Below are 18969 nucleotides of genomic sequence, written 5' to 3'. Positions count from 1 at the left end.
CCCCCCCCCCCCCCCCTCGGAGGGCGGCCTTCAGCGATTCACACAGGGTGTTCTGGTGGAGGTGCGGGGAATCGAACCCCGGTCCGGTGACGCAAATCCACGACTTCTCCGGGCGCAGTCTGCTATGGAATTTCTCGGCCCCAGCACTCACGCAGACAAGCTGCTGACAGGCTCAGTCGTCTAAAAGTCCCTGTGACGCCAACGACGAACGTCACAAGCAGTGGCTTCCTAGATGACGCTAGGAACCAGAGCGGAAGCTACCCTGGGCTAACGGACTTCAGAACTCGCTCAAGCGGCGAGTGCGAAGTCGGTGCGCTTGGAATCGGCACCTATTGGTTTGCGGGGAGCGTTTACGAGATAACCCCACATCCTCGGCCCGCTTCTCGTGTAAACACGACCACCGTCGAAACCGATCACCCCCTGTGCAGTTGTCAACCATCCGTCGCACGGGTGTGATGCCCAAGCATCGTGCCGTAGCGCCGAACAGGTCCAGCCTACTGGATCAACGCTCGTCGTGGCGCGCTTATTTCCGGGCACCGCGCCGGAGGAGCGGCTCAGCGGATCTCGCGGGCCCGCATCGCGCGCTGGGCCTCGCGGTTGTCCTGCTGCTCCCGGAGCGTCTGGCGCTTGTCGTACTCCTTCTTGCCTCGGGCCAGGGCGATCTCCACCTTGGCCCGGCCGTCGAGGAAGTACATCTGGAGCGGGACGATCGTGTAGCCCTTCTCCCGCGTGTGCTGCTCGAGAGTCTCGATCTCGTGGCGGTGCAGGAGGAGCTTGCGCTTGCGCCGCGGCGCGTGGTTGGTCCAGGTTCCGTGCGCGTACTCGGAGATGTGTGCTCCTTCGAGCCACACCTCTCCGCCGTCGAGGGCGCAGTACCCGTCGACGAGCGAGGCACGCCCGGCGCGCAGCGCCTTCACCTCGGTCCCGGACAGGACCATCCCCGCCTCGAACACGTCCTCGATGGCGTAGTCGTGCCGCGCCTTCTTGTTGCTCGCGATGAGCTTGCGCACAGGGACGGGACCCGACGGCTTCTTGGGGTGCTGCTTCGAGCCGTCCGGCACCATGTACATCTTGGCCATGACCGTCACACCTCCAGGTCGTCGTCGGATCGTCTCAGCCGTCGTGGCTGCGACGGCTGTTGCGGCCGCTACGGCCACGGACGGTGCAAGCCTAGATCACGGCGCCTCGGTGCACGACCCAATTTGCTCAGGGCGCAGAGCTCCGAGCGTCAGAGCATCGTCATCGGGTTGACGGTCCCACCGTTGACGTAGACCTCGAAGTGGAGGTGGCACGCGGTGCCGATCCCGGTGTTCCCGGAGTACCCGACGACCTGGCCCTTGGCCACGTTCTGGCCGCCGGAGACGGCGAAGCTCGTGAGGTGGTTGTAGCTCGTCATGAGGTTGGAGCCGTTCACGGTGCCGTGGTTGACCAGCACCTGGTTGCCGTAGCCGGAACGCATCTTGGTCCACTGCACCGACCCGGCCGCGGCCGCGTAGATCGGTGTCCCGCAGTACGCACGGAAGTCGGTCCCGGCGTGGAGGCGGTTGTACTGCAGCACAGGGTGGAAGCGGTAGCCGTAGCTCGACGTGACGTGCGGGACCGCCGTCGGGTAGGAGAGGAACTTGCCCCCGCCTCCCCCGCCGGGCGCGGGTGCGGCAGGCGCTGGGGCGGGTGCTGCCGGTGCGGGGGCCGCGCCCTGGTTCGCGGCCGCGGCGTCAGCGGCAGCCTGACGCTGGCGCGCCTGCTCTGCGGCGACGGCCGCGCGCTCGGCCTCCTGGAGACCGATGATGTTCTGGATGTCGGACGTGAGCAGTGCGCTCTCGGCTGCGAGGGCGTCGGCGCGTGCCTGCTCGGCGAGCTTGCGGTCCTCGATGGTCTGCTTCTTCGCGGCCTGGTCGACGATGAGCCGCTCGACCTCGGCCTTCGCGTCCGCGGCCGCGACCGCGGCGGCGTCGGCCTCGACGACCTTCGCGTCGGCCTGCGTCTTGAGGTCGGCGATGGCGACCTTGACGGCCGCGAGGCGGACCTCGCTGTTCTTCGTGACCGCCTCGGTCTGTCGGAGGTCGTCGAGGGACGAGCTCTGCGTCCGCATGGCGGTGGTCGCCATGTTGTACTCGCTGACGAACTCGTCGGTCGACTGTGCGCCGACGATGAACTCGAGCCCGGAGAGCCCCATGTCGCCGCGGGCAGCCTGTCGGGCCATCTCGGCGACACCGTTGCGTGCGTCGGTCGCTGCGGTGGCGTTCGTCGCGATCTCCGCGGTGAGCGTGACCTCCTCGTCCTCCGCGTCGGTGAGGCGCACGGCCAGAGCGTCGGCCTCACGCTGAGCCGTCTCGAGCGTCGCGTTCGCCTGGAGCAGCGTCGCCTCGGCGACGGGGAGCTGGCCCTCGATCGTCTGGAGGTCGATGTAGGCCTGGGCGAGCTGGGCGTCGGTCTCGGAGAGGTCGGCAGCAGTCTGGTCGAGCGCCGCCTGGTTGGTGGCCGCCTTGTTCTGCGCGGCCGCGAGGCGGTCGTCGAGGTCGTCGGCGATCGCGGGCAGGACGCTCAGGGTCCCGAAGAGGCCGAGCGCGAGCACCGCGGCAAGTGCCGAGCGAAGTCGAGTCATGTCACACCTTCGTGTAGCGGCTCAGGGTGACGATCGAGGAGATCGCCGCCAGCAGGAACGCGACGCCGATGAGGACGGGGGCGATGACCCACACGTCCGTCGTGGTCACGTACGGGATCCACTGGACGGACTGGCCCAGCCAGTCCTCGATGAGGAATCTCACGGCGACCCAGAGGCCGACGACGGCCATGAGTGCCCCCACCGTAGCCGCGATGGCGCCCTCCAGCATGAAAGGGAGCTGGATGAAGAATGTCGACGCTCCGACGAGGCGCATGATGCCGGTCTCGCGCTTGCGGCTCAGGGCGGACAGCCGGATGGTCGTCGTGATGAGGAGCACCGCGGCGAGGAGCATGACGCCTGCGAGGCCGGCAGAGAGCAGGGTCATGCGGTTGAGGACGAGGAACAGCGGTTCGAAGATCTGCCGCTGGTCACGCACCTCCTCGACCCCGGGACGGCCCGAGAGCACGTCGTTGATGACCTGGTACTGCTCCGGGTCGGTGAGCTTGATGCGGAACGACGCGTTCATGTCGTCCTCGGTGACGCTGTTGAACCACCAGCGGTCGTTGAACTGCTCCGAGAACGTCACCCAGGCGTCCGCCTTGCTCTCGAAGGTCGTCGACTGGATCTCGCCGGCGACGTCCGGGGACTCGAGGAGATCCTCGACCGCGTCGATCTGCTCGGTGGTCGCCTCTCCCCCGGCGCACGTGGGCACGGTCGAGCCCTGGGGGCAGAGGTAGACGCTGATCTCGACCTTGTCGTACCACTCCCCCTTGAACTTGGAGATCTGCATCTGGGTGAGGACGGCCGCACCGACGAACGTCAGCGACACGAAGGTCACGAGGATGACCGAGATCGTCATCGACAGGTTGCGTCGAAGACCGATCCCGATCTCGGAGAGGATGAACTGGAAACGCAAGTGATTGTCCCCTTAGCGGGCTGAGCCGTAGACGCCACGGGACTGGTCACGGACCAGCTCACCGGTGGACAGTTCGATGACGCGCTTGCGCATCTGGTCGACGATCTCGTCGTCATGGGTCGCCATGACGACGGTGGTTCCGGTGCGGTTGATGCGGTCGAGCAGGCGCATGATGCCGAGCGACGTGGTCGGGTCGAGGTTTCCGGTCGGCTCGTCGCACAGGAGGATCGACGGCCTGTTGACGAACGCGCGAGCGATGGCGACGCGCTGCTGCTCTCCACCGGAGAGCTCGTGGGGGCGACGCTTCTCCTTGCCGGCGAGGCCGACCATCTCGAGCGTCTCGGGGACGGTCGTCATGATGTGGTGGCGCGGCTTGCCGATGACCTGGAGCGCGAACGCGACGTTCTCGTAGACGGTCTTGTTCGGCAGGAGGCGGAAGTCCTGGAACACTGCGCCGATCTGGCGGCGCATGCTCGGCACCTTCCAGTTCGAGAGGCTCTGGAGGTCGCGGCCGGCGATGAAGACGTTGCCGGACGTGGCGCGCTCCTCACGCAGGACGAGGCGCAGGAATGTCGACTTCCCGGATCCTGACGCCCCGACGAGGAACACGAACTCGCCGCGCTCGACCTCCAGGGAGACGTCGTCGAGGGCAGGCCTCGCGCCGCGCGCGTAGACCTTGGTGACGTTCTCGAATCGGATCACAGCAGTCGACCGGTTCCTGTCTCGGGGTTGCGGCAGACGCCGCTGATCGGTTCGAGGGTAGGCACGGGGCACGACGATCGACCTGCAGACACGCCGCCGTGTCCGGGACGCACAGGTTTGGGCGGTACGGCGGCCTGGACCTGCGTGAACGGTGCCAGCGCCTGGGTCAGGAGGTCGGCTTGGACCGGCGCCAGCGGATGCCGGCCTCGATGAAGTCGTCGATCTCGCCGTCGAACACGGCGCTGGTGTTGCCGACCTCGTGCTCGGTGCGCAGGTCCTTGACCATCTGGTACGGCTGGAGGACGTAGGAGCGCATCTGGTCGCCCCAGCTCGCCTTGACGTCGCCCGCGAGCTCCTTCTTCTTGGCCTTCTCCTGTGCCTGGCGCTCGATGAGGAGGCGGGAGGCGAGGACGCGCATGGCCGCGGCGCGGTTCTGGATCTGGGACTTCTCGTTCTGCATGGACACGACGATCCCGGTGGGGATGTGCGTGAGGCGCACGGCGGAGTCGGTCGTGTTGACGGACTGACCACCGGGGCCGGACGAGCGGAAGACGTCGACGCGGATCTCGTTCTCGTCGATGTCGATGTGGTCGGTCTGCTCGATGAGCGGGATGACCTCGACGGCGGCGAACGACGTCTGGCGGCGTCCCTGGTTGTCGAACGGCGAGATGCGCACGAGGCGGTGCGTGCCGGCCTCGACGGAGAGGTTGCCGAACGCGTACGGCGCCTTGATCTCGAAGGTGGCGGACTTGAGCCCGGCCTCTTCGGCGTAGGACGTGTCGAGCACGGACGTCGGGTAGCCGTGGCGCTCGGCCCAGCGCAGGTACATGCGCATGAGCATCTCGGCGAAGTCGGCGGCATCGATGCCGCCCGCGCCGGCGCGGATGGTGACGACGGCCTCGCGGGCGTCGTACTCCCCCGAGAGGAGGGTCTTGACCTCGAGCTCGCCCAGGTCCTTGCGGATGCCCGCGAGCTCGGCCTCCGCCTCGGCGACAGTGTCGGCGTCGTCGGCGCCGTCACCCTCGGTCGCCATCTCGACGAGCGTCTCGAGATCGTCGATCCGCGACTCCATGCTCGTGATGCGGTTGAGGTCCGACTGCGCCTGCGACAGCGCGGTGGTCACCTTCTGGGCCGCATCAGTGTCGTCCCAGAGGTCCGGCGCGGACGCCTGGTCGGAGAGCTCAGCGATGCGGATCTTCAGCGCCTCCGGGTCCGTCACGGCGCTGATGGTCGCCAAGGTGCTGCGCAGAGCGCTGATCTGGGTTGCGAAGTCGGTGGTAGCCACGATCCTCAAGGTTACGCGACTGTGTGCGCGGGTGCTGTCAGCTGAAGAACTCGAGGACCGCGTCGAAGATGTTGCCGAAGAAGTCGAAGACGCCGCGTCGGCGGCGCTGGCGCCTGGGTCGGTGGAACGGGATGCGCATGGCGACAGAGTAGGAGATCGGGCGCGGAACCCGCGATGGGGAGAGGTCACCGCCTGCACGATGTCCGCGACGACGGCGGTCCGGACGTCGTCGCTGCACACGGAGGTGCCGACGTCACCCGGTCACCAGGACGTCACGCCATGTTCAGTCGACGTTGCGGGTGAAGCCACACGGCTTCTCTAGCGTCGGTGCGTCGGCGCCCACCCCCTGCGCTCAGACTCCCACCCCCTCGGAGGTCTACCAGCCATGCCCTCACGACGCACCGCGTCATCCACCTCTCGACGGACCGGGCGACACCGTCGTCGCGGCACCGCCGCTCTCGCTGCTCTGGCCGTCGCGGTCACCGGCCTCGCGACGGCTCCCGTCGCCCACGCCGAGGTGACCTCGACGATCTCGCCGTTCGACGCCGTGGACCAGCTCATCGGCACCGGGTACGACCGGGCCAACAACGGTCGTGGCAACGACCACTACGGCAACACCTTCCCGGGCGCCACGGTGCCCTTCGGCATGGTGCAGTCGAGCCCGACCACGTACAACAGCGTCCTCGACGAGCAGTTCGGCGGCTACGAGCACTCGGCCGACCAGCTGCGCGGCTTCGGCATGACTCGACTGTCGGGCACCGGGTGCCGGCCCCGCTACTCGGGCAACGACTTCCCGGTCCTGCCCGTCACGGAGGCTCTCGTCGACGGTGCGCTTCCGTCGAACCCGAGCGCCGCCATCGGTGACTACTTCCTCGACTTCTCCCACGACGACGAGGTGACCGAGCCCGGCTACTACTCGGTCGCGCTCGACTCCGGCGTGGACGTCGAGCTCACCTCGAGCACGCGGGCGGCGGTGAGCCGCTACTCCTTCGACGACGGGTCGCCCGCGACCCTCGTGTTCGACGCGGCCGGCTCCAACAACGACGTCTCGGCGTCGCAGATCGAGGTCGACCCCGCCACCGGCGTCGTCACGGGGACGGTGACGAGCAAGATCGTCTGCGCCTCGGGTCCCACCTACACGGCGCACTTCTCCGCGACGTTCGACCAGCCGGTCGAGTCGTACGGCACCTGGGACGGCGACAGCGTGGACGCCGACAGCACCACAGCCTCAGCCACGACCCAGAAGCACGGCTCGGGCGCCTGGGTGACCTTCGCGGACGGCGCCGACGTCACCGTCAGTGCCGGGCTGAGCTACGTGTCGGTCGACGGCGCCCAGGCGAACGCCGAGGCCGAGATCGCCGGAGCAGCGTTCGACGACGTGCGCGCCGCCGCCCGTGCCTCCTGGGAGGAGGCTCTCGGCACCGTCGACGCCACCGGAGGCACCGAGCGTGACCGCGTCACTCTCTACACCGCGCTCTACCACGCGCTCGGCCACCCGAACGTGTTCCAGGACGCGGACGGTCGCTACACCGGCTACGACGGCGAGGTCCGCACCGTCCGCGACGGCCACGACTTCTACGTCAACCTCTCCGGGTGGGACACCTACCGCGGGCAGGCACAGCTCGTCGCCCTGCTCTTCCCCGACGTCGCGTCCGACATCAACCAGTCGATCCTCGACATGGTCGACCAGTCCGGCGGATGGTCGAGCTGGCCGTCGTACAACCAGATCCAGACGAAGATGAGCGGCGACTCCCTCCAGATCATCGTGGCGGCCGCCGACGCCTTCGGCGCGACCGACTACGACCGCGAGGGCGCGCTGCGCTCGATGGTCGAGTCCCAGTCGCTCCCCGCGACGGGCTCGCTGCGCTCGGACGCCTTCCAGTACTCGGCCCTCGGGTTCGTCGACGGTGACAAGCGTGCCGTCGCCGTCACCCGGAACCTCGAGTATGTCGCCGACGACTTCGCCATCGCGCAGCTCGCCGGTCGTCTCGGCGACACCGCTGCCTACGACCTCTTCAGCCAGCGGTCGCAGAACTGGCTCAACAGCTTCAACTTCACGACCGGTCACCTCGACGCCCGCAACCGCAACGGCTTCATGAACGTCCCGCTGAACACGCAGGGCGACTACTTCGAGCAGTCGACCGGCAAGCAGTACGGCTTCAACGTCTCGCACAACATGGCCGGCCTCGTCGAGGCGCGCGGTGGTGTCGAGGAGGCGACCGCAGACCTCGACGCGCTCCTCGCCGACCTCGACGGTGGCGCCTTCAGCGACACCGCGTACCTCGCGAACCAGCCGAGCTTCGGCCTGCCCTGGGTCTACAACTGGCTCCAGGCGCCGCACCGCACCACGGACACGCTCTACCGGGCGGCCGAGGAGCTCTTCACCACGGCACCGACCGGGCTCGCCGGCAACGACGACCTCGGGTCGCTCAGCGCCTGGTACGTCTGGGCGAACCTCGGCATCATGCCGGGCATCTGGGGGACGTCCGACCTCCTCGTCTCGGCTCCGATGTTCGAGCACGTGACGATCGCGAGCGTCGGCTCCGACCGCGTCATCGAGATCGACGCACCCGGAGCAGGCGACACGGCGCGCTACACGACCGCGCTCGCTGTCGACGGCACGCCGCAGACGGCGTCGTGGCTGCCGGGGACGTTCGCCCGGGACGGCGGCTCGCTCGCCTTCACGATGGCGAGCACGCCCGGCACCTGGGGCACGGCACCGGGCGACGTCCCGCCGTCGTACCAGGATGGCACGGACGCCCGGAACGCCTACGGCGTGACGGACGACGGCGCCGTGAGCATGGGCTCGCTCGACGTCGGCGGCGTGACGCCTGCTGCCTCGAGGTCCTGACGCGACAGCGTCACGCCCGGCGGCGACGTGCCGCTCGGCAGCACCGGTGTGACGTTCACGTGGCCGCAGACCGCGCCGGGTGTGGCCGACCACTGGATCCCCCACGGTCAGGTGGTCGACCTCGGCGGCCAGACCGCGTCGGGCATCTCGTTCCTCGGCCTCGCGACGAACGGTCCGTCCCGCGGGACGGCCGTGGTGTCCTACACCGACGGGTCGACGAAGGACGTCGACGTGCGGTTCAGCGACTGGGTGCCGGGCAGCCTCGAGCCGGGCAACGTCCGGCTCGTCGAGCTGACGAAGCGGAACACCGCCGCGGGCGGGTCCGACACGGCGAAGCCGGTCGTCTTCGCGACCGCCGTGGTCCCGCTCGACCCGGCCAAGCCGGTCGCGTCGGTCCGTCTGCCCGAGCAGACGACCCGGGGCATCATGCACGTCTTCGACGTGGCGCTGCGCCCCGTGGTCGCCCCCGGTCCCGGCGACCCCGACGAGCCGGTGCTCCCGACGCGCCCTGCGCCGCAGGAGCCGACCGCACCGGAGGTGCCCGAGACCAGCCCGGTCGACGGCACGGTGCTGCTCGACTCGACCTCCACCTGGAGCTACGTCGACGACGGCACCGACCCCGGGGCGAGCCTCCCCACGAAGACCGACTGGACGCTGCCCGGCGTCGACGTCTCGGCCTGGAAGACCGGCACCGGCGGCTTCGGTGCCAAGAACGGTGTCATCGGTGATCTCGGCGGCGGGTTCACGCCGACGACGCTCCTCCAGCAGAAGAAGGACGGTGGCGTCTCCGGCGACAACGTCGAGACGTACTTCTTCCGCACGACGTTCTCCCTGGCCGAGGAGGACCTCGCCGAGATCGCCCAGCTCACCGGCGCGATCGCGTACGACGACGCCGCGCGCGTCTACGTCAACGGCACCCTCGTGGGCGGTTTCGCCGACGAGCGCATCGACGAGATCCCGGTGGGGAACCTCGGCTACGCGGGTGGCAACGGATCGGCCCCGATCACGGGCGGGTTCACCGTCCCGGCCGACGTGCTCGTCGCCGGGGAGAACGTCGTCGCCGTGCAGGTGCACAACACCAACGCGGGCAGCTCGGACGTGTACCTCGGGGTGCCGTCGTTGACGGTCCTCGCGTCGGGGAGCGCCGCGACGTACTCGGACGTCTCGCTGCATGTCGGTGCGGACGAGACGCAGCGCAACCTCGCGTTCTACTCCGACCGTGAGATTGCGGCGACGGTCCAGGTCGCCCCCGTGTCCGCACGGACCGGGGCAGACTTCCCCGTGGCGTCGGCGACGGTCGTCGCCGCCACGTCGGAGCCCACGCAGGACGGGCGGTTCTCGAACAAGGCGGTCATCGACGGTCTCGCTGAGAACACGTCCTACCTGTACCGGGTGGGGAACGACGAGTCGGGCTGGTCGCGGTCGTACGAGCTGTGGACAGGGGTCTTCGACGAGACGCACAGCTTCGTGTTCACCGGCGACCCGCAGATCGGGGCGTCGGGCAACGCGCAGCGCGACCGTGAGTCGTGGACCGCGGTGGCCGACCAGGTGGCCGCGCTCGAGCCCGACGCGTCGATGTGGCTCAACGCCGGAGACCAGGTGGAGACGCACCGGAGCGAGTTCGAGTACGACTCGCTCTTCACGCCGGCCGTCATGCAGGAGCTCCCGTTCGTCTCGACCATCGGCAACCACGACAACCAGGGCCGGGCGTACATGACGCACTTCAACCGGCCCAACGTCTCCGCGGACCACGGGTACGAGTCGAACCCGGACCGTGCGGGTGGTGACTACTGGTTCGAGTACAACGGGGTCCTGTACCTCAACATCAACTCGAACGCCCACGAGCTGGGCGACGAGGACCACATCGAGTTCATGCGGGAGGTCATCGAGGAGCGGGGTGACGACGCGAGCTGGATCGTCGCGGTGTGGCACCACTCCATCTACTCGGCGGCGTTCCACTCGCTGGAGCAGGACGTCGTCGAGCGCCGAGCGGCACTGGCTCCGGCGATGAGCGAGCTCGGCGTGGACCTGGTGCTCGCGGGTCACGACCACATCTACACGCGCAGCTATCTCATGGACGGCACCACGTCCATGGGTGACAAGCCCGCCCAGGAGGAGTCGGGCGCGGTGCTCCGCGCCGAGGAGGGCCAGGTCCTCTACATCACGGGCAACTCGTCGAGCGGCAGCAAGTACTACGACCTCGACGACCGGTCGCCCGACGCGGCGATCAAGATCCAGGCGAAGCAGCCGCAGTACACGGACGTGGACGTGTCGCCGACGGCGATCACGCTGACGACCACGCAGGTGTTCGACGGGACGCTCATCGACCAGGTGACGCTCACCCGTGCGGGTGTCGACTCCACGGCGCCGGTGCTCGGTGGCGTGCCGGAGGCGGGCGAGGTGCCGCAGGGGCAGCCGTTCGAGCCGATGGCGGGCGTGACGGCCACGGACGACGTGGACGGTGACGTCACGGCGTCGGTGACCGTCGAGGGCACGGTCGACACGACGACGCCCGGCGACTCGGTGCTCGTGTACCGGGTGTCGGACGCCGCGGGCAACGAGACCACGGTGGAGCGCACGGTGACGGTCGTCGCGGTCGCTCCGACGTTCGGCGGGGTGCAGCCCACGCGGGACGTCGTGGTCGGCACTGTGGTGGACCCGCTCGCGGGTGTCACGGCGTTCGACGCCAACGGTCTCGACATCACCGACCGGGTCACGGTCCAGGTGGGGGCGGCTGACGTGGGTTCGGCCGACGTGGCTGCGGCCGCGGTCGTGGACACCCGGACCGCTGGCGTCTACACGCTCGTGTACGCGGTGACCGACGACTACGGGACGGTCGGATCCGCTGAGACGGTCCTCACCGTGCGTAACGCGGACGACCCGGTGGAGCCGACGCCAGGCGCGTCACAGGACCCGGGTGACGGTTCGGCACAGGCCGGTTCGGGCGCATCGGGTGGCTCGACGGGCGGTGGCGGGTTCCTCGCCACGACCGGCGCGACCATCTGGGGCACGGTGCTCGTGAGCCTCCTGCTCCTCGGAGCGGGCACGGCGCTCGTGATCCGTCGGAGGTCGACCGACGCCTGACGGCTGGGCGTCTGACCTGTGCAGGTCTGACCCTGCACAGCGCGACGGGCCCGGGACGAGCGATCATGTCGCTCGTTCCGGGCCCGTCGTCGTGCTGGCCGTTCGCGGTGCAGGTTGTTCGCGGCGGAGCAGGCCGCCCACCCATGTGGGACCTACGCGGGAACAGCGGCGAGCAGAGCCTTCGCGAGGGCCGCGGAGGACGCCGGGTTCTGACCGGTGTAGAGGGTGCGGTCGGTGACGGTGTGCTCAGAGAACGGGTCGGCTTCGACGAAGTCGGCACCGAGCTCGACGAGGCGGGACTGGACGAGCCACGTCGCCTTGTCGGCAAGGCCGCCGATGCGCTCCTCGGCGTCGGTGAAGCCGGTCATGCGGTACCCGGCGAACGGCCAGGAGCCGTCGTCGCGCTTCGCGGCGAGGAGTGCGGCGGGTGCGTGGCAGAGGACGCCGAGCGGGACGCCGGCGTCGAGCGCCTGGGTGAGGAGGCGGCCGGAGGTCGCGTCGACGGCGAGGTCCTCCATGGGGCCGTGGCCGCCGGGGTAGATGATCGCGTCGTAGTCCGTGACCGTGATGTCGTCGAGGCTCTTCGGGTGTGCGAGCGGCTCGGCGATGGACTCGAGGTAGTCGGTGATCTCCGCGGCGCGGTCCTCTCCCCCGGCACTGTCGGGCGTGAGGCTGCCGGCGTCGACGGTGGGTGCCACACCGCCGGGGGTGGCGAGGGTGATGTCCCAGCCTGCCTCGCTGAACAGGCGGTGGGGCTCGGCCAGCTCCTCGGCCCAGTAGCCGGTCGGGTGCTTCGAGCCGTCGGCCAGCGTCCAGTGGTCCGCGGCGCTGACGACGAACAGAACCTTGCTCATGAGTGAACCTCCGAGAGGGGTGATCGGCGAGGTCTTCGCCGACTGTCCATCTGAACAGAGGTGTGGCCGTGTGGCATCTCAGACGCACGACGAGGTCCGTCGATCTGTGCCTCCGTCTGGCCCCACCCGCCCAGCGGAAGTCCGGCTCCGATAGGATGCCCGCCAGCCTGCTGCGCGCCTGACGCAGGGTTCGAGTCCGGAGGGTCATCGTGACGGAGTGGATCATCCGCCCATTCGTACCCTCGGACCGAGAACGTCTGAACGCGCTGTTCGTCCGGGCAGGAGCCGGCTCGCCCTCGAGCGAGCTGTGGGGGCACGCCGAGTCAGAGCGGGCGGTCTACCTGGACCCCTACGTCGAGCTCGAGCCCGACTCTCTGTTCCTCGCCGAGGTGGACGGCGAGCTTGTCGGCTACCTCACCGGGTGTCGCGACAGCTCACGGTTGCCCGGTGAGGACGAGCGGATCACCCGGGTCATCAAGCAGTACCGGTTGATGACCCGACCCCGCACCATCGGGTTCTTCCTGCGCGCAACAGCCGACATGGTGTGGGCAAAGGTGCGACAGGAGGAGACGGTCTCCGGTGAGTTCTCGGATCCGCGGTGGCCTGCGCACCTGCACATCAACGTCGCACCAGAAGCCCGTGGAAGTGGAGTCGCCGGTGCCTTGATGCAGCGATGGATCGACCGGCTCACGGACAGTGGATCACCGGGCTGCTACCTGCAGACCCTGGTGGAGAACACGCGCGCCGTGCGTTACTTCGAGCGCATGGGCTTCAGCGCGCACGGCTCGACGCCCCTCGTCCCGGGCATCAGGCACCAGCACCGTCGTCTGCACCAGCTCACGATGGTGCGACCGCCCGCCGAGCTTGAGGCCGCGGGCCCAGCAGCCGAGGTCCGTTGAGGATGCACCAGGAGCGTCGCGTCCCTGCTCACGGCTCCCACGCCCGCGCCGTCGACTCCACGGTGAGCACCACCCCGTCGGAGAAGAGGCTCGTCACCGGGCTGATGAGGGTCGGTCGAGCGCGTGAGGCGAGAACGACACGGGCGGTGCGTCCGTCCGGAGTCGTCGCTGACACGATGGTCACCGACTCGAGCCCAATCGTCGCTCCCGGGTTGGCCGCCAGGTACTCCGCGACCGCTGCGCGGACGCCCTCGTCGGTGAGCGGGGCCTCCGCCGCCTCGCTCGGCGGGACGCCGGTGCCGTAGATCGATCCCTCGTCGATCGAGTCCGCTGCCTCGAGAGCGAGGTTGTCGGCGAGGTTCGCCAGGCGCTTGCGCTCCAGCTGGATGCCGGTCAGCGAGACGATGACCGTGACGAGCAGCAGGAGCACCACCGTGAAACCGAGCGCGAGGACCATGATCTGACCGTCGTCCGACCCGGCCTCCGGCCTGCGCCACCGACGAGCAACACCGTCCGGAGCCGTCACTCCCCCGCCTCCTTGTACTCGTCGACCGGCGTCACGGCCCGCGCAGACACCGGGATCGACAGCGGCAGCCACGAGTCCTGGCCGCCACCGAGGCCCGGCAGCGTGACGTCTACCCGCACGGTCGTGATGACGTCCGAGCCGGGCGCGAGGCACACGACGGTCGAGCACGAGACGCTCAGCGCGGCACCCGGATCGATCGACGAGAATCCCTGGTCCGTCAGCGCCAGCCCCACCGCCGCCTCGGCTCGCCGGGCACCGTCGGCGTAGGTCTGGGCGAGCGAGAGGGCTCGCCCTGCCTCCTTGGCGGCGCTCTCGCTCGCGAAGGTCGCCGCCTGGACGCGTCCGAGCGTCACCACGAGGTAGAGCGTGGGGATGAGAAGGATGACGGCGGCGCCGAGGAACTCCACGAGCGCGCTCCCCGAGTCGGAGCCCCCGACACCACCGCTTGCGAAGCGAGAACGTACAGCCCGCACCGTGCGCCGGAACGCCAGCCGCAGCACGGTCACGGCAGCTCCTCGACGAGCGCGTGACCGTCGACGGTGAGCACGCCGGACGGCCCCCAGAAGCCGATGACCGGCAGGGGTGCGCGCACGGTCACGCGGACGGTCCGGACGTCGGCGGTGACCTCGTAGGTCGCCGACACGTCACGGGTGTAGCGCTCCCCCAGCGCCGCGCCGGCGAGGGCGACCGTACGCGCCTCGCCGTCGGCGAGGCCGCGGTCGGCACGTCCCCCGAGCCGAGCGCCTTCGGCGGCGGAGTCAATGAGGGTGGAGCGCACGTGCAGGACGATCGCCACCTGGATCACCCCGAGGAACATCGCCGCCACGAGGACGGAGACGAGCACGAAGTCCACGACGGCTGAGCCCTCGTCACCTCGCCCCCGCCAGGCGGACGACCGAGCGCTCGGGGTCCGGCTCAGGGGCCCGTGACGCTGTTGAGCGCGTTCGTGAACATCGTCGTCAGGGCCGGTCCGGCCACTGCCCAGATCGCCACGACGAGACCGGCGGTCATGAGCGTGACGAGGACCCAGCCCGGCACGTCGCCCCGGTCCGACGGGCCCGACACTGCGACGTGACGGCGCCAGCGTGGAGCGACGTCGACCCGTCCGAGGGCCGCTCGTACTCGGTGCCCGGCGTTCCGGATCGTCGTGGCGCGCCTGGTCATGGTCGTCGTGACGGTCATGGTGGTCCTCTCGGTGGTGCTGTCGGTCGTGTGCAAGGAAACGGGTATGGGTCGGGCGGGTACGGGTCGGGAATGGGTGCAGGAGGTCACGGGCTCAGAGCCCGATCTGGAGCGTGACGAGGCTCGGAAAGACAGCAAAAACCACTGTCACGGGAAGGATGAGGAAGACGACGGGGATGAGCATGAGGACTTCCTTCTTGCCCCCGAGCTCCATGAGCGCGCGCCGACCGGAGTCGCGGACGTCCTGGGCCTGTGCCCGGAGCACGTCGGCGAGCGGCGTCCCCCGCTCGACGGCGACGCTCACGCCCTCGGCGAACCGCGTGAGGCTGGCGATCCCGGTGCGGTCCGCGAGGTTCTCGAGCGCGCGCGTCAGCGGGATGCCCGAGCGCACGTCGGCGAGCGTCCGCCGCAGCTCGGCCGTCAGCTCGCCCTGCGCGGAGCGCGCGATGCGCTCCAGCGCTCCCACCGGTCCCTCGCCCGCTCCGACGGAGAGCGCGAGGAGCTCGGCGATCGTCGGGAACTCCAGGAGCATGCGCTCTTCACGGAGCCTGACCTGCCGGCCGAGCCGGTAGTCGCACGCGATGACGGCGGTCGTCGCCAGGACGAGGACGAGCACCGTCAGCACGAGCAGGGACGACCCGCGGGTCGCCGCAAGGAACACGGCGCACCCGAGGCCGACGGCGAGGCCTCCCGCCCCCCAGGCGACCTGGGAGATGCGGAACTGCTCGGCCGACTCGGCACGCCCGGCGCGGACGAGCCTGCGCTGCAGCTCGGCTGTGGGCGAGCCGATCCGCTCGACGAGCCGGGAGGCATCGGCCAACCACGGAGCGACGATGCTCTCGAGCGCCCCGAACGGTGAGGACACGGGTGTCGCCCCGAGCAGCCCGGAGGTCGCGTCCGGGACCGCGAGGTACGGGGCCAGCCGCTCGTCGAGCGTGATGGGTCGGGCACGCACGGCGCGCACGATGATGAGGACACCCACCCCGAAGAGCGCGCCGACCACGACGCCGATCACCGGAGCACCCGCGCGTCCTGCGGCAGGCGACCGATGCGGAGCATGAGCTGGTACGCGACGAGCGAGCACGCCGCCCCGAGGCCGAGGACGAGCGCGCCCATCGGGGTGTTGTACGCGGCTGCCGCCTCGGGCCTCGTCGCGAGGAGGGCGAGGACCACCCACGGGCCGGCGGCGGCGATGCGGGCGCCGGCGACCGTCCAGCTCTGCCGGGCCTCCAGCTCGCCGCGCGTGCGGAGGTCCTCGCGCAGGAAGGTCGAGAGCGTGCGCAGGAGCCGACCGAGGTCGGTACCGCCGACGTCGCGCGTGATCCGCAGCGCCTCGATGACTCGGTCCGCGACGGGGTCGGCGAGGCGCGCCTTGAGGGCGACGAGCGACTCCTCGAAGCGGCCCGACGACCGGTAGTCCTGGGCGAAGGCGCGGAACGGCTCGCGCAGCTCGACCGGTCCACGCTCACCGACCTGCGCGACGGCCTCGGGCAGGGACAGCCCGGCTCGGACGCCGGACGTGAGGTGGTCGACGACCTCGGGCCACACCTCGCGAAGCTGCGCGCGGTGGTGCGCCGCGCGGGAGCGGACGAGCGCCCACGGGCCGGCGCCCGCGATCACGGCGAAGGCGAGCGCGATCGGCAAGGACTGCGTGAGGACGAAGCCCAGCAGGAGCACGACCGAGCCGAGCAGGACGCTCGCGCCGACGAAGCCGACGGGCGTCACCGAGCTCGCACCGGCGTGGACGAGGGCGTCCTGGAGGCCGAGGCTCCACCGTGCACGGGTCGGGCGCGGCCCCTGCACGGGCGTCCAGCAGGACAACCAGATGCTCAGCAGACCGGCCGCGAGCAGCAACCCACAGATCACTCCCATCCCGTCGCCCCCGTCATGCCGTCGGCCGGAGCATGGCGGCGAGATCGATGCCCGCGCGCTCGAAACGGTCTGGGTGCGGAGGGAAGCCGTCGCCGCGGCGCAGCTCGCGGCCGGTCCAGCCGTAGAGCTCGGCCGTCTCGACGATCCCGGCCTCGACCCTGCCTGTCACGCCGACGATCTCGCGCACGCGCCGCGCCCCGGACGCCTCCATGCCGAGGTGCACGACGATGTCGATCGCGGACGCCACCGTCGGGGTGACGAACTGGCTCGACACGTTCTCGCCCGCGAGGAGCGGGAGCGTGCAGATCTTCGAGACGGCGTCGCGCGCGGAGTTGGCGTGGATGCTGGCCATCCCCGGGACGCCGGAGTTGAGCGCGATGAGCAGGTCGAGGCTCTCGGCCTCGCGCACCTCGCCGACGACGATGCGGTCGGGGCGCATGCGCAGCGCCTCCTTGACGAGCCGTCGCAGCGGGATCTCGCCGGTGCCCTCGAGGCTCGGCTGCCGGCACTGGAGGGCGACGACGTCGCGGTTGGCGAGGTTGAGCTCGAAGACCTCCTCGGCGGTGATGATGCGCTGCAGCGGCGGGATCGATCCGGCGAGCGCGTTGAGCATCGTCGTCTTCCCGGCCTGGGTGGCACCGGACACGAGGACGTTCAGGCCGGCGCGCACGCACGCGTCGAGGAGTCCGGCGGCGTGGGCGGTGAGCGACCCGGACAGCACGAGATCGCCGAGGTTGGACGCGCGCATGACGAACTTGCGGATGTTCACCGCCATGTGGCGGCGCGTGACGTCGGGGATGACGACGTGCAGGCGCTCGCCCCCGGGCAGCGACGCGTCGACGAACGGGCTCGAGAGGTCGAGACGCCGCCCGGACGACTTGAGCATCTGCTCGACGAGATGGTGGACCTGCTCCTCGCTGAGGATGGTCGAGGTGAGCTCGGCGCGACCGTTGCGGGCCACGAAGACCTGGGCGGGGTTGTTGATCCAGATCTCCTCGATCGACGAGTCGTCGAGGTACTTCTGCAGCGGGCCGAGGCCGGCGACGGCGTCCATGACGCTCTTCGCGGCGCCGCGGGTGTCCACGATCGCTGGGACGGCACCGCTCATGGACCGTGCGTCGTAGTCGGCCATGACCTCGGCGACGAGGTCGCGGATCCCGTTCGCGTCACGGGACGGGTCCAGGCCACGTCGCCGGACGAGCTCTCTGACCTCGGACTCGAGGATCGCCACGCCGTCCATACCGATCCCCCTCGCATGTCATCGCGCACAGACGTTCCGCGCACGTGTCGAGCAACGTCGTCGGACAGGCCCGACGAGACGGTCCGACGATAGGGGACGAACGCCCCACACCGCTCAGGCCTGTGGATAACCGGCCGCGCGCAGAGCGGCGGCCCTCTCGGCTTCCCCGAGGTCCACCCGCAGAGGGTAGGAGGATCGCGGATCCCATGACGATGGGGAGATGTCCCCTGAGGTCATGGCTGGGTTCCGGGACCGCTGGACAGGCCGCCCGGCTCCGAACGGCTGCTGGTGCATGGGGGCCTAGCTGACGGCGTAGTAGACCTCGACGAGCCGTTCGGTGAGGTCCTCGTCATAGGTGTACATGGTCACCTGCCACTGGCCGCCCTCGACCTGCTCGGGGAGCACGGGTGCGCAGAATGTGGCGTCCTCGGACGACTCGTCGCTGACCGCGGAGTTGTCGAAACTGTCGAACGTGGTGCCATAGCGGCCGCACTTGGGGTAGACAAGGGTGCCGTCGGGGGTGACGAAGGTGACGAAGAAACCTTTGACGCGACCTTGGTAGGTGGGAGGGCCGGTGTAGGTCATGGAGGCGGGCGCCATGACGAAGACCATGCCCGGGTCGGGCTGGTACTGATCGACGTCGGGCTGGCCGTCCCACTGAGCAGCGACGTCCGGCCACGCGTCGGTGTCCGAGGTTCCCACGGTGAACGTCCAGTCCTCCAAGACCGTGAAGCTCTCACCACCCGTGTACGGGTTCTCCGGGGTACCGACGGTCACCCCCGGGACGACCTCCTCGGCGGCGTCCGAAGTTTCCTCGCCTGAGCCGTGCTCCCTCGGGCTGTCAGAGCCGGGTCCGAAGACCCCAGTGACGACCAGGACTACGCCGACCACCACGACCAGCGCGACAGCGGCGACGACCACCGCGACCCAGCGCCTACGCCGGGCATGGGCAC

Annotated in this window: 17 protein-coding genes and 1 other RNA gene; 3 read left to right on the top strand and 15 right to left on the bottom strand. The window is 69.7% G+C overall.

Annotation, left to right across the window (positions count from 1 at the left end):
- Positions 1-53: 53 nt before the first annotated feature.
- The 6 genes from ssrA to prfB form a co-directional block, all read right to left on the bottom strand.
- Positions 54-421, bottom strand: a transfer-messenger RNA (tmRNA) gene (ssrA, locus tag ABKW26_RS11565).
- A gap of 133 nt (positions 422-554) precedes the next feature.
- Entirely contained in the window at positions 555-1064 is a 510-nt protein-coding gene (gene smpB / locus ABKW26_RS11560; RefSeq protein ID WP_348593831.1) for an SsrA-binding protein SmpB, read from the bottom strand.
- A gap of 164 nt (positions 1065-1228) precedes the next feature.
- The gene (locus ABKW26_RS11555) at positions 1229-2605 is read right to left on the bottom strand and encodes a peptidoglycan DD-metalloendopeptidase family protein (RefSeq protein WP_348593827.1); all 1377 of its coding nucleotides are present in this window, start codon (positions 2603-2605) and stop codon (positions 1229-1231) included.
- A gap of 1 nt (position 2606) precedes the next feature.
- A complete protein-coding gene (ftsX, locus tag ABKW26_RS11550) occupies positions 2607-3521 on the bottom strand; it encodes a permease-like cell division protein FtsX (RefSeq protein ID WP_348593825.1) in 915 nt (304 codons plus the stop codon).
- Between the two features lie 12 nt (positions 3522-3533).
- Positions 3534-4223, bottom strand: a complete 690-nt coding sequence (gene ftsE, locus ABKW26_RS11545) for a cell division ATP-binding protein FtsE (RefSeq protein WP_348593824.1) — start codon at positions 4221-4223, stop codon at positions 3534-3536.
- Positions 4224-4389: 166 nt separating this feature from the next.
- Positions 4390-5508 (bottom strand): peptide chain release factor 2, encoded by a 1119-nt coding sequence (prfB, locus tag ABKW26_RS11540; RefSeq protein ID WP_348593822.1) that lies wholly within the window; start codon positions 5506-5508, stop codon positions 4390-4392.
- A 385-nt stretch (positions 5509-5893) separates the two neighbouring features.
- On the opposite strand from prfB, the gene ABKW26_RS11535 reads away from it, so the two are divergent.
- On the top strand, positions 5894-8359 hold the full coding sequence (locus ABKW26_RS11535) for a GH92 family glycosyl hydrolase (RefSeq protein WP_348593820.1): 2466 nt from the start codon (positions 5894-5896) through the stop codon (positions 8357-8359).
- Between the two features lie 27 nt (positions 8360-8386).
- Positions 8387-11443, top strand: a complete 3057-nt coding sequence (locus ABKW26_RS11530; protein ID WP_348593818.1) for an immunoglobulin-like domain-containing protein — start codon at positions 8387-8389, stop codon at positions 11441-11443.
- A 152-nt stretch (positions 11444-11595) separates the two neighbouring features.
- Here ABKW26_RS11530 and ABKW26_RS11525 read toward each other — a convergent pair whose 3' ends face one another.
- Entirely contained in the window at positions 11596-12297 is a 702-nt protein-coding gene (locus ABKW26_RS11525; RefSeq protein WP_348593816.1) for a type 1 glutamine amidotransferase domain-containing protein, read from the bottom strand.
- A gap of 209 nt (positions 12298-12506) precedes the next feature.
- On the opposite strand from ABKW26_RS11525, the gene ABKW26_RS11520 reads away from it, so the two are divergent.
- Positions 12507-13196: a GNAT family N-acetyltransferase gene (locus ABKW26_RS11520; protein ID WP_348593814.1), complete on the top strand. Its 690-nt coding sequence runs from the start codon at positions 12507-12509 to the stop codon at positions 13194-13196.
- Positions 13197-13224: 28 nt separating this feature from the next.
- On the opposite strand, the gene ABKW26_RS11515 is transcribed toward ABKW26_RS11520, so the two are convergent.
- The 8 genes from ABKW26_RS11515 to ABKW26_RS11480 all read right to left on the bottom strand — a co-directional run bounded on the left by ABKW26_RS11515 (position 13225) and on the right by ABKW26_RS11480 (position 18793).
- A complete protein-coding gene (locus tag ABKW26_RS11515; protein WP_348593812.1) occupies positions 13225-13722 on the bottom strand; it encodes a pilus assembly protein TadG-related protein in 498 nt (165 codons plus the stop codon).
- Positions 13719-14228, bottom strand: a complete 510-nt coding sequence (locus ABKW26_RS11510) for a pilus assembly protein (protein ID WP_348593810.1) — start codon at positions 14226-14228, stop codon at positions 13719-13721. The genes ABKW26_RS11515 and ABKW26_RS11510 overlap by 4 nt, the downstream gene beginning before the upstream one ends.
- A complete protein-coding gene (locus tag ABKW26_RS11505; protein ID WP_348593808.1) occupies positions 14225-14575 on the bottom strand; it encodes a TadE family protein in 351 nt (116 codons plus the stop codon). The genes ABKW26_RS11510 and ABKW26_RS11505 overlap by 4 nt, the downstream gene beginning before the upstream one ends.
- A 62-nt stretch (positions 14576-14637) precedes the next feature.
- Positions 14638-14904 carry a hypothetical protein gene (locus ABKW26_RS11500; protein WP_348593833.1) on the bottom strand — a complete coding sequence of 89 codons (267 nt, stop codon included), beginning with the start codon at positions 14902-14904 and terminating at the stop codon, positions 14638-14640.
- Positions 14905-14998: 94 nt separating this feature from the next.
- A complete protein-coding gene (locus tag ABKW26_RS11495) occupies positions 14999-15919 on the bottom strand; it encodes a type II secretion system F family protein (RefSeq protein WP_348593807.1) in 921 nt (306 codons plus the stop codon).
- The gene (locus ABKW26_RS11490) at positions 15916-16776 is read right to left on the bottom strand and encodes a type II secretion system F family protein (RefSeq protein ID WP_348593805.1); all 861 of its coding nucleotides are present in this window, start codon (positions 16774-16776) and stop codon (positions 15916-15918) included. The genes ABKW26_RS11495 and ABKW26_RS11490 overlap by 4 nt, the downstream gene beginning before the upstream one ends.
- Before the next feature lie 13 nt (positions 16777-16789).
- Positions 16790-18016, bottom strand: coding sequence for an ATPase, T2SS/T4P/T4SS family (locus tag ABKW26_RS11485; protein ID WP_348593803.1), 1227 nt, complete (start codon positions 18014-18016; stop codon positions 16790-16792).
- Positions 18017-18316: 300 nt separating this feature from the next.
- Positions 18317-18793 carry a hypothetical protein gene (locus ABKW26_RS11480; protein ID WP_348593801.1) on the bottom strand — a complete coding sequence of 159 codons (477 nt, stop codon included), beginning with the start codon at positions 18791-18793 and terminating at the stop codon, positions 18317-18319.
- Positions 18794-18969: the final 176 nt, after the last annotated feature.

Origin of the sequence: Sanguibacter sp. 25GB23B1, from assembly GCF_040012415.1 — a bacterium.
Classification (GTDB): domain Bacteria; phylum Actinomycetota; class Actinomycetes; order Actinomycetales; family Cellulomonadaceae; genus Sanguibacter.
Note: the sequence above shows the minus strand (reverse complement) of the source record. Positions and strands in the feature narration are given on the sequence as shown.